Annotated in this window: 11 protein-coding genes; 7 read left to right on the top strand and 4 right to left on the bottom strand. The window is 71.1% G+C overall.

Features of this window, described 5'->3' with window-relative positions; all coding sequences use genetic code 11:
- Positions 1-3,532: multifunctional oxoglutarate decarboxylase/oxoglutarate dehydrogenase thiamine pyrophosphate-binding subunit/dihydrolipoyllysine-residue succinyltransferase subunit (locus IF73_RS0133145; RefSeq protein WP_031014281.1), on the top strand; the 3,532-nt coding region annotated here is incomplete at its 5' end.
- Between the two features lie 83 nt (positions 3,533-3,615).
- On the top strand, positions 3,616-3,798 hold the full coding sequence (locus IF73_RS0133140; protein WP_019075209.1) for a DUF6104 family protein: 183 nt from the start codon (positions 3,616-3,618) through the stop codon (positions 3,796-3,798).
- A gap of 66 nt (positions 3,799-3,864) precedes the next feature.
- On the opposite strand, the gene IF73_RS0133135 is transcribed toward IF73_RS0133140, so the two are convergent.
- Complete coding sequence (locus tag IF73_RS0133135) at positions 3,865-4,680, bottom strand: hypothetical protein (RefSeq protein WP_031014280.1); 816 nt, start codon at positions 4,678-4,680, stop codon at positions 3,865-3,867.
- Between the two features lie 167 nt (positions 4,681-4,847).
- On the opposite strand from IF73_RS0133135, the gene IF73_RS0133130 reads away from it, so the two are divergent.
- A complete protein-coding gene (locus tag IF73_RS0133130; protein ID WP_031014278.1) occupies positions 4,848-5,717 on the top strand; it encodes a DUF4097 family beta strand repeat-containing protein in 870 nt (289 codons plus the stop codon).
- A 2-nt stretch (positions 5,718-5,719) separates the two neighbouring features.
- Positions 5,720-6,658 carry a PadR family transcriptional regulator gene (locus IF73_RS0133125; protein WP_031014273.1) on the top strand — a complete coding sequence of 313 codons (939 nt, stop codon included), beginning with the start codon at positions 5,720-5,722 and terminating at the stop codon, positions 6,656-6,658.
- Positions 6,659-6,676: 18 nt separating this feature from the next.
- On the opposite strand, the gene IF73_RS0133120 is transcribed toward IF73_RS0133125, so the two are convergent.
- The 3 genes from IF73_RS0133120 to IF73_RS0133110 all read right to left on the bottom strand — a co-directional run bounded on the left by IF73_RS0133120 (position 6,677) and on the right by IF73_RS0133110 (position 10,549).
- On the bottom strand, positions 6,677-8,110 hold the full coding sequence (locus tag IF73_RS0133120; RefSeq protein WP_234338413.1) for a cellulase family glycosylhydrolase: 1,434 nt from the start codon (positions 8,108-8,110) through the stop codon (positions 6,677-6,679).
- 87 nt (positions 8,111-8,197) lie between these two features.
- On the bottom strand, positions 8,198-9,163 hold the full coding sequence (locus tag IF73_RS0133115) for a zinc-binding dehydrogenase (protein WP_031014269.1): 966 nt from the start codon (positions 9,161-9,163) through the stop codon (positions 8,198-8,200).
- A 174-nt stretch (positions 9,164-9,337) separates the two neighbouring features.
- Positions 9,338-10,549 carry an NAD(P)-dependent malic enzyme gene (locus IF73_RS0133110; protein WP_031014268.1) on the bottom strand — a complete coding sequence of 404 codons (1,212 nt, stop codon included), beginning with the start codon at positions 10,547-10,549 and terminating at the stop codon, positions 9,338-9,340.
- Between the two features lie 546 nt (positions 10,550-11,095).
- On the opposite strand from IF73_RS0133110, the gene IF73_RS0133105 reads away from it, so the two are divergent.
- From IF73_RS0133105 to IF73_RS0133095, 3 genes are read left to right on the top strand one after another with little or no spacing between them, the layout of a single operon-like run.
- Complete coding sequence (locus IF73_RS0133105) at positions 11,096-12,055, top strand: ABC transporter substrate-binding protein (RefSeq protein WP_031014266.1); 960 nt, start codon at positions 11,096-11,098, stop codon at positions 12,053-12,055.
- A 40-nt stretch (positions 12,056-12,095) separates the two neighbouring features.
- The gene (locus IF73_RS0133100; RefSeq protein WP_031014264.1) at positions 12,096-13,046 is read left to right on the top strand and encodes an amino acid ABC transporter permease; all 951 of its coding nucleotides are present in this window, start codon (positions 12,096-12,098) and stop codon (positions 13,044-13,046) included.
- Complete coding sequence (locus tag IF73_RS0133095; protein ID WP_031014262.1) at positions 13,043-13,810, top strand: amino acid ABC transporter ATP-binding protein; 768 nt, start codon at positions 13,043-13,045, stop codon at positions 13,808-13,810. The genes IF73_RS0133100 and IF73_RS0133095 overlap by 4 nt, the downstream gene beginning before the upstream one ends.
- Positions 13,811-13,813: the final 3 nt, after the last annotated feature.

Below are 13,813 nucleotides of genomic sequence, written 5' to 3'. Positions count from 1 at the left end.
GGCCGCACCTGCCGCTCCGGCCGCCGCCGTGCCCGCCCCGGCGCCGGCGCCCGCCGCCGCTCCGGCCGCGGCCCCGGCGAAGCCCGCCCCGGCCGCGGCTCCGGCCGCCGTGAAGCCGGCCCCGGCGCCCGCCGCCAAGGCCGCCCCGGCCGCCGAGGCGCCCGCCGGCCCCGAGCTGATCACGCTCCGCGGCCCGGCCGCCGCGGTCGCGAAGAACATGAACGCCTCGCTCGAGGTGCCGACGGCCACGTCCGTCCGCGCCGTCCCGGTGAAGCTCCTGTTCGACAACCGGATCGTCATCAACAACCACCTGAAGCGCGCCCGGGGCGGGAAGATCTCCTTCACCCACCTCATCGGCTACGCCATGGTGCAGGCGATCAAGGCCATGCCGTCGATGAACTACTCCTTCGCGGAGAAGGACGGCAAGCCGACCCTGGTCAAGCCGGAGCACGTGAACTTCGGTCTCGCCATCGACCTGGTGAAGCCGAACGGCGACCGCCAGCTCGTCGTCGCGGGCATCAAGAAGGCCGAGACGCTCAACTTCTTCGAGTTCTGGCAGGCGTACGAGGACATCGTCAAGCGCGCCCGCGTGGGCAAGCTGACGATGGAGGACTTCTCCGGCGTCACCGTCTCCCTGACCAACCCCGGCGGCCTCGGCACGGTCCACTCCGTGCCGCGTCTGATGCCCGGACAGTCGGTCATCATGGGCGTCGGCTCGATGGACTACCCGGCCGAGTTCCAGGGCACCTCCCAGGACACCCTGAACAAGCTGGGCATCTCCAAGGTCATGACCCTGACCTCGACCTACGACCACCGGGTCATCCAGGGCGCCGCCTCCGGCGAGTTCCTGCGGATCGTCGCGAACCTCCTCCTCGGCGAGAACGAGTTCTACGACGAGATCTTCAAGTCGCTGCGGATCCCCTACGAGCCGGTCCGCTGGCTCAAGGACATCGACGCCTCCCACGACGACGACGTCACCAAGGCCGCCCGCGTCTTCGAGCTGATCCACTCCTACCGGGTCCGCGGCCACGTCATGGCCGACACCGACCCGCTGGAGTACAAGCAGCGCAAGCACCCCGACCTGGACATCACCGAGCACGGCCTCACCCTGTGGGACCTGGAGCGCGAGTTCGCGGTCGGCGGCTTCGCCGGCAAGTCGATGATGAAGCTCCGCGACATCCTCGGCGTGCTCCGCGACTCGTACTGCCGCACCACCGGCATCGAGTTCATGCACATCCAGGACCCGAAGCAGCGCAAGTGGATCCAGGACCGCGTCGAGCGTCCCCACGCGCGCGTGGAGCGCGAGGAGCAGCTCCGCATCCTCCGCCGCCTGAACTCGGCCGAGGCGTTCGAGACCTTCCTGCAGACGAAGTACGTCGGCCAGAAGCGCTTCTCCCTGGAGGGCGGCGAGTCCGTCATCCCGCTGCTCGACGCGGTCATCGACTCCGCCGCCGAGTCCCGCCTGGACGAGGTCGTCATCGGCATGGCCCACCGCGGCCGCCTGAACGTCCTCGCCAACATCGTGGGCAAGTCGTACGCGCAGATCTTCCGCGAGTTCGAGGGCAACCTCGACCCGAAGTCGATGCACGGCTCCGGCGACGTGAAGTACCACCTGGGCGCCGAGGGCACCTTCACCGGTCTCGACGGCGAGCAGATCAAGGTCTCCCTGGTCGCGAACCCCTCCCACCTGGAGGCGGTCGACCCGGTCCTGGAGGGTGTCGTCCGCGCCAAGCAGGACGTCATCAACAAGGGCGGCACGGACTTCACCGTCCTGCCGGTGGCCCTGCACGGCGACGCGGCCTTCGCGGGCCAGGGCGTGGTGGCCGAGACCCTGAACATGTCGCAGCTGCGCGGCTACCGCACCGGCGGCACGGTCCACATCGTCATCAACAACCAGGTCGGCTTCACGGCGGCTCCCGAGTCGTCCCGCTCCTCCATGTACGCCACCGACGTGGCCCGCATGATCGAGGCGCCGATCTTCCACGTGAACGGCGACGACCCGGAGGCCGTGGTCCGCGTCGCGCGGCTCGCCTTCGAGTTCCGCCAGACGTTCAACAAGGACGTCGTGATCGACCTCATCTGCTACCGCCGCCGCGGTCACAACGAGGGCGACAACCCGCAGTTCACCAACCCGCAGATGTACAACCTGATCGACAAGAAGCGTTCGGTGCGCAAGCTGTACACCGAGTCGCTCATCGGTCGCGGCGACATCACCCTGGAAGAGGCGGAGCAGGCGCTCCAGGACTTCCAGGGCCAGCTGGAGAAGGTGTTCGCGGAGGTCCGCGAGGCCACCGCCGCCCCGGTGCCGGCCCATGTGCCGGACGCGCAGGCCGAGTTCCCGGTCGCCGTCACCACCGCGGTCTCCCAGGAGGTCGTGAAGCGGATCGCCGAGTCGCAGGTCAACATCCCGGAGCGGGTCACGGTCCACCCGCGTCTGCTGCCGCAGCTGCAGCGCCGCGCGGCCTCGATCGACGACGGCACCATCGACTGGGGCTTCGGCGAGACGCTCGCCATCGGCTCCCTGCTGATGGAGGGCACCCCGGTCCGCCTGTCGGGCCAGGACTCCCGCCGCGGCACCTTCGGCCAGCGCCACGCGGTCCTGGTCGACCAGGAGACCGGCGAGGACTACACCCCGCTGCTCTACCTGACCGAGGACCAGGCCCACTTCAACGTCTACGACTCGCTGCTCAGCGAGTACGCGGCGATGGGCTTCGAGTACGGCTACTCGCTGGCCCGCCCGAGCTCCCTGGTGGTCTGGGAGGCGCAGTTCGGCGACTTCGTCAACGGCGCCCAGACCGTCGTCGACGAGTTCATCTCCTCGGCCGAGCAGAAGTGGGGCCAGACCTCCGGCGTCACCCTGCTCCTGCCGCACGGCTACGAGGGCCAGGGCCCGGACCACTCGTCCGCCCGCCCGGAGCGCTTCCTCCAGATGTGCGCCCAGGACAACATGACGGTCGCCATGCCGACGCTGCCGTCGAACTACTTCCACCTCCTGCGCTGGCAGGTGCACAACCCGCACCACAAGCCGCTCATCGTCTTCACCCCGAAGTCGATGCTGCGCCTGAAGGCCGCGGCGTCCAAGGTGGAGGAGTTCACCACCGGCGGCTTCCGCCCGGTCATCGGCGACGAGACGGTCGACCCGGCCGACGTCCGCAAGGTCGTCTTCTGCGCCGGCAAGGTCTACTACGACCTGGAGGCCGAGCGGCAGAAGCGCGGCGACAAGGAGACCGCGATCATCCGTCTGGAGCGCCTGTACCCGCTGCCGGGTGCCGAGCTCCAGGCCGAGATCGCCAAGTACCCGAACGCCGCGAAGTACATCTGGGCGCAGGAGGAGCCGGCGAACCAGGGTGCGTGGCCGTTCATCGCGCTCAACCTGATCGACCACCTCGACCTGGCGGTCGGCGCGGACATCCCGGCGGGCGAGCGCCTGCGCCGGATCTCCCGCCCGCACTCCTCGTCCCCGGCGGTCGGCTCGGCCAAGCGTCACCAGGCGGAGCAGCAGCAGCTGGTCAACGAGGTCTTCGACGCCTGACGTCGGCACCCCGTACGGAGGCCCGGCACCCCACCAGGGGTGCCGGGCCTCCGGCCTGACCGGGCGGGCCTATCCTGGATCGCATGTACTTCACCGACCGTGGCATCGAGGAACTGGAGAAGCGGCGCGGCGAGGAGGAGGTCACCTTCGAGTGGCTCGCCGAGCAGCTGCGGACCTTCGTCGATCTCAACCCCGACTTCGAGGTGCCGGTCGAGCGCCTCGCGACCTGGCTGGCCCGTCTCGACGACGAGGACGACGACGAGTAGGCACGCACCTGCCGGAAGGCCCCCTCCCACGCGCGTGGGAGGGGGCCTTCCGGCGTCCTGCGCGGGTCAGTGCTCGCGCAGCCGGTCGTAGGCGAGGCCGAGGGCGCCGTGGACGACGAGGAGCGCTCCGGCGGCGGTCCAGCCGCCGGAGCGCCGGCGCAGGCCCCACAGGAGCAGCGGCACGCCCACGGCGAGCTGGGCGCCGCCCAGGAGCCGTGCCCGGGGGCCGCGTACGTACGGCCCGAGGGGGCCCTCCTCCACGGCGTCGAGCTCGTCGAGGACGGCGCCGCGCCATCCGGGCCACTCGAGCTGCTCGGCGCCGCCGGCGAGGGCCGCCTCGCGGAGCCGGTCGGGGGTCTCGCCGGGGTCGATGCCGGCGGGCAGGTCGAGGCCGGTGCGGGCGAGGACGGCGACGAGGCCGACGAGGCGGGTACGGGCGTCGGCCTCGGGGTCGGGGAGGGTGAGCGGCTCCAGGGCCTGGACGTCGAGGACGGGGTCGAGGGCGAGGCGGTCGGCGAAGGTCCGCATGGCCTCGTCCTCGCCGACGGGGGTGCCGTCCGCGAGCCAGGTGTAGCCGACGGTGCGGCGGAAGCCGGCGGCGAGGGTGAGGCCGGCGCGGTCCCCGTCCCACCAGAGCGCCAGGACGGGCCAGCTGGCGGCGGAGACGGCGAGGGCGGTGGCCCAGCCGGTGACGACCCGCTCGACCGGCTCCGCGCCGTCCTGCCAGGGCTTCCCCTCCGGTACGAGGACGCTCCAGTCGGCTCCGGCGGGGGCGAGGAGCAGCCGCTCCCGCAGGAGCTGGGCGGGCGGCCGGACCGCCGTGGGGTCGGCTCGGCACAGCAGCAGCGCCCCGGCGGGGCTCGGTCCGGATGTCGCGTTCATGGGCCCTACGCTAGGCCAGTTTGTCCGGGTACCGAGGTCTTTGCTCCGACCCTGTCAGGGATGAATCAGGGTTGACTCCGTCACACCGCGATATATCGTGAGTCTCGAAGTCGCGATATGTTGCGTCGGCTTGAAGGAATGCTTCGAGGAAACGGGAGGTCCGCACCATGACCGAGTGGTCCGTCACCGAGCCGGTGAAACTCGTGCCCGACGGTCCCGTGACGCGGCTGCGCATCCGCGTCGTGGGCGGTGCGGTGAACGTGGTGGGCACCGACGAGAGCACGGCACGGGTGGAGGTCTCGGAGATCGAGGGCCCGCCGCTGATCGTCAGCCAGGAGGGGCCCACCCTCACCGTCACCTATGAGGACCTGCACTGGAAGGGCATCCTCAAGTGGCTCGACACCAAGGCCCACCGGCGCCGGGCGGTCGTCTCCGTCGCCGTCCCGGCCGGCGCCGAGGTCGAGGTGGGCGCGGTCATGGCGGACACGGTGGTCTCCGGTCTGCGGGGCCGCACCGAGGTGCGCGGGGTGACCGGTGCCACGACGCTCGTGGGGCTCTCCGGCCCGGTCCGCGCGGAGAGCGTCTCGGGCGCCCTGGAGGCCCAGTCGGTGACCGGCGCGCTGCGGGTGAGTTCGGTGACCGGTGACGTGACGGTGATCGAGGGCTCCGGCTCGGCGGTACGGGCGGAGACGGTCAGCGGGGACATGGTCCTGGACCTGGACCCGGCGCCGGCCGGGGCCCCGCCGGCCGACATCCGGCTCGCCAGCGTCTCCGGCGAGATCGCCATCCGGCTGCCGCACCCGGCGGACGCCCGGGTCGAGGCGAGCACCACCAGCGGCTCCCTCTCCAACGCCTTCGAGGACCTGCGGGTGGCCGGGGACTGGGGCACGCGGTCCCTCAGCGGGACGCTCGGCGCCGGCAGCGGCACGCTCAAGGCGACCACGGTCTCCGGCGCGATCGCCCTGCTCCGCCGTCCGGAGTCCCCCGAGGACCCGGAGCCCACGCCCACCGCCCCCGCGTCCGGAAAGGTGCTCTGAACATGGCCCCCGTCTTCGCCCACGGCCGACTCCGTCTCTACCTGCTCAAGCTGCTCGACGAGGCCCCCCGCCACGGCTACGAGGTGATCCGGCTCCTGGAGGAGCGCTTCCAGGGGCTGTACGCGCCCTCCGCCGGCACGGTCTACCCCCGGCTCGCCAAGCTGGAGGCCGAGGGCCTGGTCACCCACACCAGCGAGGGCGGCCGCAAGGTCTACTCGATCACCGGCGCGGGCCGCACCGAGCTGGCCGGCCGGGAGGCCGAACTCGACGCCCTGGAGCGGGAGATCCGGGACTCCGTCGCCGAGCTGGCCGCCGAGATCCGCGAGGACGTACGGGGCGCGGCCGGCCGGGTGCGCAGCGAGATGCGCGCGGCGGCGAGCCGGACCCGGACGGCGGAGGGCGGCGCCTTCTCCGACGCCAAGGAGGAGCTGCGCAAGGCCACCCGGGAGTGGAAGGAGCAGACCCGGCAGGCGAAGGAGGAGGCCCGCTCGGCGAAGCTCCAGGCGAAGGAGTTCCAGCGCATCGCCCAGCAGGTGCAGGACGAGGTCCAGAACCGGTTCGCCAAGGGCGAGTGGCCGCAGGCCGTCTGGGAGGGCCTGTCCGGGATCACCGCGCAGCTGGGCGACCTCGTCCAGGGCCACCACCCCAAGGCCCGGGCGGGCGCCGCGGACATGCCGCCGGCCGCCCCGGAGACGGGCACGGCGGGCACGACGGCCGGGGCGGGCGCGGCGGCGGAGACGCCCGCGTGGGCGGCGGAGTCGTCCGGGTCGGGGCAGCCGGGCCGGGATCTGGACCGGCTGCTCGACCGGTTCCGGGACGAGATCCGGGACGCGGCCCGCGACCACGGGGTGACGGAGTCCCAGCTCGCGGAGGCCCGCGACCACCTGGTCACGGCCGCGACCCGGATCACCGGGATACTCCACCGCCGCTCGGGCGTCTGAGCGGCGCCCGCCGCCGGGTCAGGGGCGGGCGGCGGTCCGGGTCACGGTGACGGTGACCCGGGCGTCCGGGACGGCGAGCACGCGGACCCGGCTCCGGTCCCGGTCGCGCAGGACGAGGGCGCCGCGGGCCGCGACCTTCCAGTCGCCGGGTGGCAGCGCCAGCTCGGTGACGCGGGAGCCGCGGGGCCCGGCGGCCCGGTACTCCAGGCGGTAGACGCCGGCCGCCGGGTCGTACGCGGCGGAGCCCACGCGGCCGGCGACGGCCTCCGCGTAGGGCTCGGCGGTCAGCTCCTTGTTGGTGCGGAAGGCGCCGGTGGAGTCGACGGCGCAGTAGCCGCCGCCGTAGCACCACTCCCAGCCGGTCCAGCCGGAGCCGTAGCGGCCGAGTGAGGCCATGGCCTCCCGGTAGAAGCGGTTCATGTTCGGGGCGGAGTTGTTGAGCGGCCCCCACTCCCCCACCACCACGGGGACCTTGTGCTCCTTGGGGTACAGGGTGATCGCCGCCTCGTAGTTCTCGATCCACCGGGCCGAGGGGTCGTAGTCGCCGCCCGCCTCCATGGTGCCGTTGTAGAAGTGCGGGGCGTAGACGACCTTCGGGTCGTCGATCCGCCCGAGCCCGGTCGGGACGCCCTCGCCCACGATCGGCGTCGGTTCGACGAAGAGCCAGGAGTCCTGGTCGACCGAGCGGATCGCGTCCGCGATCCGGTTGTACATCGGGGTGATCTGGTCCCGTTCGATGCGCCGGGCGGCCGTCGCCAGGTCCTCGCCCTCGCGCAGTTCGCCCATCGGTTCGTTGATCAGGTCGTAGCCGAGCACGGCCGGGTGGTCCTCGAAGCGGTCGGCGAGCACCCGCCACATGCGGGCCTGGGCCTGCCGCAGGTCCTCGTCCTCGTAGAGGTGGGTGAAGGCGCGCTGGACGGCGGGCTCGAAGTACTCGGAGAACCAGTCGTCGGGGCGCGGGGTGAAGGGGAGTCCGTCGGTCCGGGTGGCCCAGGCGGGGATGCCCCGGTGGTCGAAGGCGGGGCCGAAGACGTCCTGGTGGGCGTCGAGGACCACCTTGACGTCGTGCGCGGCCGCCCAGTCCAGGACCTGCTCGATCGTGCGGAGGTAGCGGTGGCTGTACTGCCCCGGGCGGGGCTCCAGGTCGTCCCAGAAGACCAGCAGCCGGGCGGTGTTGAAGCCCTTGGCCCGCATGTCGCGGAAGTGCTTCTCGGTGACGGAGGAGAGGGCGGCGTCGCCGCTGTGCGCCTTGTCCCCGACGTTCCAGCCGCGCAGGGTGAGGACGCGGCCCCGGGAGTCGGTGAGGTCGGGGATCCCGTCGCCGCCGGTCTCCGCGGCGGGCGCGGGCTCCGTACGGGCGGCGGTGGGTTCGGCGGTCGCGGTGGCGGCGGGTGCGAGCGTGGCGAGCAGGGAGGCGGCGACGGCGGTCGCCACGAGAGTGGTGCGCGACAAGCGGGACACGGAGGACCTCCGGCACGAGGAAGTGAGCGTTGTTCACGTTTCACGTGCCGGAGATCCCATCAGGTCGACCGACCCGTATCAAGAGGTCGTCAGCACGATCTTTCCGAAGAGGTCGCCGGCGGCCATCTTCTCGAAGCCCTCGCGGGCCCGGTCCAGCGGCAGCACCTCGTCGATCACCGGACGGACCCCGGTGGCCGCGCAGAAGGAGAGCAGGTCCTCCAGCTCGTCCTTGGAGCCCATGGTGGAGCCGACCACCTTCAGCTCCAGGAAGAAGATCCGGGTCAGTTCGGCGTGCGAGGGCCGGTCGCCGCTGGTGGCGCCGGAGATCACCAGGGTGCCGCCGGGGCGCAGGGACTTCACCGAGTGCGACCAGGTGGCGGCGCCGACGGTCTCGATGACGGCGTCCACCCGCTGCGGCAGCCGGGCGCCGGGCTCGTACGCCTCGACGGCGCCGAGCTCCACGGCCCGCTTCCGCTTGGCCTCGTCCCGGCTGGTGGCGAAGACCCGCAGCCCCGCGGCCCTGCCGAGGACGATCGCGGCGGTGGCGACGCCGCCGCCGGCGCCCTGGACGAGGACCGAGTCGCCGGGGCGGACACCGGCGTTGGTGAAGAGCATCCGGTAGGCGGTCAGCCAGGCGGTGGGCAGACAGGCGGCCTCGGCGAAGGAGAGCTCCTTCGGCTTGCGCAGCACGTTCCAGCGGGGGACGCTGACGCGCTCGGCGAAGGTGCCCTGGTAGCGCTCGGTGAGGATGGAGCGGGGCTCGTCCGGTCCGACGCCGTGGCCGGTCTGGCCGATGACGGAGTGCAGGACGACCTCGTTGCCGTCCTCGTCGATCCCGGCGGCGTCGCAGCCGAGGATCATCGGCAGCTTCTCCTCGGGCAGTCCGACCCCGCGCAGCGACCACAGGTCGTGGTGGTTGAGCGAGGCGGCCCTGACGGTGACGGTGGTCCAGCCGGGACGCTCCACGGGCTCGGGGCGTTCGCCCAACTCGAGGCCGTTCAGGGGCTGGTCGCGGTCGATTCGGGCAGCGTAGGCAGCGAACATGGCCTCGACCCTAGGCCGCCGCGGCGACCGCGCGGAACCACACACCGGTGTGACGCGCGTCCCCTCCCGGAACAGCGGCGACGGGCCGTCCCGGAGGCGTCATGCGAGAGGGCCCCGCCCCGGTCCGATGCGGCGGACCGGGCGGGGCCCTCCCAGGGGCTTCCGCGACGGGTGTCAGCGGCGGGCGACGCCCTCGGCGCGCGCGGCGGCGGCGACCGCGGCCGCGACGGCCGGGGCGACCCGGTCGTCGAACGGCGACGGGATGACGCAGTCGGCGGCGAGCGCGTCACCGACGACACCGGCGATGGCGTCGGCGGCGGCGATCTTCATGCCCTCGGTGATCCGGGAGGCCCGGACCTGGAGCGCGCCGGCGAAGATGCCGGGGAACGCGAGGACGTTGTTGATCTGGTTGGGGTAGTCCGAACGGCCGGTGGCCACGACCGCCGCGTACTTGTGCGCGACGTCGGGGTGCACCTCGGGGTTCGGGTTGGCCATGGCGAAGACGAAGGCGTCCTTGGCCATGGAGGCGACGGCCGCCTCGGGGACCGTGCCGCCGGAGACGCCGATGAAGACGTCGGCGCCGGCGAGGGCGGTCTCCAGGGAGCCCGCGAGGCCGGCCTTGTTGGTGAGGCCGGCGATCTCGCGCTTGACGTCGGTGAGGTCCTCGCGGTCGCTGCTGACGACGCCCTTGCGGTCGGCGACGCAGACGTCGCCGATGCCGGCCGACAGCAGGAACTTCGCGATGGCCACGCCGGCCGCGCCCGCGCCGGAGATGACGGCGCGCAGGTCGCCGAGGGTCCGGCCGGTCAGCTTCGCCGCGTTCCGCAGGGCGGCGAGGGTGACGATGGCGGTGCCGTGCTGGTCGTCGTGGAAGACCGGGATGTCGAGCCGCTCCTGGAGCTTGCGCTCGATCTCGAAGCACCGCGGCGCCGAGATGTCCTCCAGGTTCACGCCGCCGAAGGACGGGGCGAGCCGGACGACGGTGTCGACGATCTCGTCGGTGTCGGTGGTCGCGAGGGCGATCGGGACGGCGTCCACGCCGCCGAACTGCTTGAAGAGGATCGCCTTGCCCTCCATCACCGGGAGGGATGCCTCCGGGCCGATGTCGCCGAGGCCGAGCACCGCGGTGCCGTCGGTGACGACGGCGACGACCTGGGACTTCCACGTGTAGTCGTGGACCAGCTCGGGCTGCTCGGCGATGGCGGTGCACACCTTGGCGACGCCGGGGGTGTACGCGAGGGACAGGTCGTCCTTGTTGCGGACGGGGACGGTGGCCTGGATGGCCATCTTGCCGCCGCGGTGGAGAGCGAAAGCCGGGTCGAAGGGCTCCTCGGGAGCTCCTTCCGTACCGCTCTCGCTGCGAGGATTGACGATCTCCGCTGCCATGTGGGTGAGACCCCTTATGTCTGTTGTCGAGGGTTGCCGCTCCTGGTGTGGAGCGGTGGGCGGGTCCCGCGGCCGCCGTGTCGGGCAGCCGCGCGGGCGCGCCGCACAACGCGCCCTGAGCCCCGGATGAGGGGTGTAAGGATCCTTCTTACCGGACATGGGGTCCCGCAGACGAGTCCGTTTGCCCTCGGTGACACGACTCATACGTACTGCTTCCGGACGCGGACGGAGAGCGACTCGTCACCCGTTATCAGGAAACATGCCGGCAGCGCCCGTTTGGCTCTGTTCGTGCCGTCCGAATGGCGAGATCCACCGCAGATTCTTCGGTGAAAGGGGAAGGCTGCGAAAGATGATCCGGCCTTGATGTACCGGCCTGTCGGGGTTCGGGCGCGACCCGTTATCCGATTTTGACATCCGTGGCCGTCGGTTTGAGGCGGTCCGAATGGCAAGATGCCGTAATCACACGAGGTCGCGACACTCGAAGATGCGTACGCGACCATTGGCAACGCCTATGGCAACTCCCTCATACGCCGGAGGATCCCGACCATGACCGCACGCTCCACGCGCTGTACGACCGCTGCCAAGACCCGCACGTCCCGTCTTGCCGCGGTCGCCGCCATCGCGGTCGCCGGCTCCGTGCTGCTGACCGCCTGCGGCGACCAGACCGACGGCGGCTCGACGAAGGAGGGCGGCACCGCCGCCAACTCCGCCCCGCTCTTCTCCAAGCTGCCCGCCGACATCCAGAAGGCCGGCGTCATCAAGGTCGGCACGGACGCCTCCTACGCTCCGATGGAGTTCACCCAGGACGGCAAGATCGTCGGCGTCGACCCCGACATCGCCGCCGCGCTCTCCAAGCAGCTCGGCGTGAAGTTCGAGTTCACCTCGGGCACCTTCGACGGCCTGATCACCTCCCTGGAGACCGGCCGCCAGGACATCGTCATGTCCTCCATGACGGACAACAAGAAGCGCCAGGAGGGCCTGGACGACAACGGGAAGAAGATCGGCAAGGGCGTCGACTTCGTCGACTACTTCTCCTCCGGCGTCTCCCTGCTGGTCAAGAAGGGCAACCCGCAGGGCGTCAACTCCCTCGACGACCTCTGCGGCAAGACCGTCGCCGTGCAGCGCGGCACGATCTACGAGGACACCTTCAAGGCCCAGGCCACGAAGTGCGGCTCGAACAAGCTCACGATCCAGGCGTTCGACACCGACGCCGAGGCCCAGACCCGCGTGAAGGCCGGCGGCGCGGTCGCCGACCTGAACGACTACCCGGTCGCCGCGTACATCGCGAAGACCTCCGGCGGCGGCAACGACTTCGAGGTCGTCGGCAACCAGACGGACGTCGGCCTCATGGGCATCGCCGTCTCCAAGGACAACACCCAGCTGCGCGACGCCATCAAGGAGGCGCTCGACGCCAGCATCAAGGACGGCACCTACGCCGAGGCCCTGAAGAAGTGGGACGTCGAGGGCAGCGCGGTCAAGCAGGCCACCATCAACGCCGGCAAGTGACCCGCCCGCTCCCCCCTCGCACCACTGAAGGGCAGTCGTCATGACTGACAAGATCAGCAAGGACCCGGCCGCCGCTCCGGCCGGGTCCGGCCCCTCGGGCACGCCGTACGAGGCGATCAAGGCCGTCCCGGTCCGGCACTACGGCCGCTGGGTCAGCGGCGTCGTGGTCGTGGCCCTCCTCGGCTGGCTCGTCTACGCCTTCTCCCAGGGCAACATCATCTGGGCGACGGTCGGAGACAAGCTGTTCGATCCGTCCGTCCTCTCCGGTCTCTGGAAGACGGTCCTCATCAGCGTCACCTCGATGGCGCTGGGCCTCGTCCTCGGCATCGTCTTCGCCGTGATGCGGCTGTCGAAGAACCCGGTCACCGGAGCCGTCGCCTGGCTCTACATCTGGTTCTTCCGCGGCACCCCGGTCTACGTCCAGCTGCTCGTCTGGTTCAACCTGGCCCTGATCTTCGAGTACATCAACCTCGGACCGATCTACAAGGACGAGACCTCGCAGGTCCTGACCCCGTTCATGGTGGCCCTGCTGGGCCTGGGCCTGAACGAGGGCGCGTACATGGCGGAGATCGTCCGCGCCGGCATCCAGTCGGTCGACGAGGGCCAGACCGAGGCGGCGCACGCGCTCGGCATGTCCCAGACGAAGACCATGCGCCGGATCGTGCTGCCGCAGGCGATGCGCGTGATCGTGCCGCCGACGGGCAACGAGTTCATCAACATGCTGAAGACCTCGTCGCTGGTCTCGGCCGTGCAGTACACGGAGCTGCTCCGCGCCTCCTCGAACATCGGCTCCACCGCCGGTGCCGTGATGGAGATGCTCTTCGTGGCCTCCATCTGGTACCTGGCGCTGACCAGCGTCTTCAGCGTCGGCCAGTACTACCTGGAGCGCCGTTTCGCCCGCGGTTCGACCCGTAACCTGCCGCCCACCCCCTGGCAGCGGGTCAAGACGAACCTCACCACGTTCAAGCGTTCCCCGGAGGCGACGGCATGACCGGCGAGCTCATGGTCAAGGCGGAGGGCGTCCACAAGTCCTACGGCGCCGCCCACATCCTCCGCGGCATCGACCTGGAGGTCCGCAGCGGAGAGGTGTTCTGCCTGGTCGGTCCGTCCGGCTCCGGCAAGTCGACCTTCCTGCGCTGCATCAACCACCTGGAGCGGATCGACGGCGGCCGGCTCTCGGTCGACGGCCAGCTGGTCGGCTACCGCCAGAAGGGCGACAAGCTCTACGAGCTGAAGGACAGCGAGGTCGCGGCCCAGCGCCGGGACATCGGCATGGTCTTCCAGCGCTTCAACCTGTTCCCCCACATGACGGCCCTGGCCAACGTGATGGAGGCACCCATCCAGGTGAAGGGCGAGTCCAAGGCCGTCGCCCGCGAGCGGGCCGAGCGCCTGCTCGACCGGGTCGGCCTGCGGGACCGGATGGGGAACTACCCGTCGCAGCTCTCCGGCGGCCAGCAGCAGCGCGTCGCCATCGCCCGCGCGCTGGCGATGGAGCCGAAGCTGATGCTCTTCGACGAGCCCACGTCGGCGCTCGACCCGGAGCTCGTCGGTGACGTCCTCGACGTCATGCGGGACCTCGCCGAGTCGGGCATGACGATGATCGTCGTCACCCACGAGATGGGCTTCGCCCGGGAGGTCGGCGACTCGCTGGTCTTCATGGACGGCGGCGTGGTGGTCGAGTCCGGCCACCCGAGGGACGTCCTGACCAACCCGCAGCACGACCGGACGAAGGCGTTCCTGTCCAAGGTGCTGTAAGGC

The sequence above is a fragment of the Streptomyces sp. NRRL F-5727 genome, assembly GCF_000719555.1.
Lineage (GTDB): Bacteria > Actinomycetota > Actinomycetes > Streptomycetales > Streptomycetaceae > Streptomyces.
This window is presented reverse-complemented; position numbering and strand designations above follow the sequence as displayed.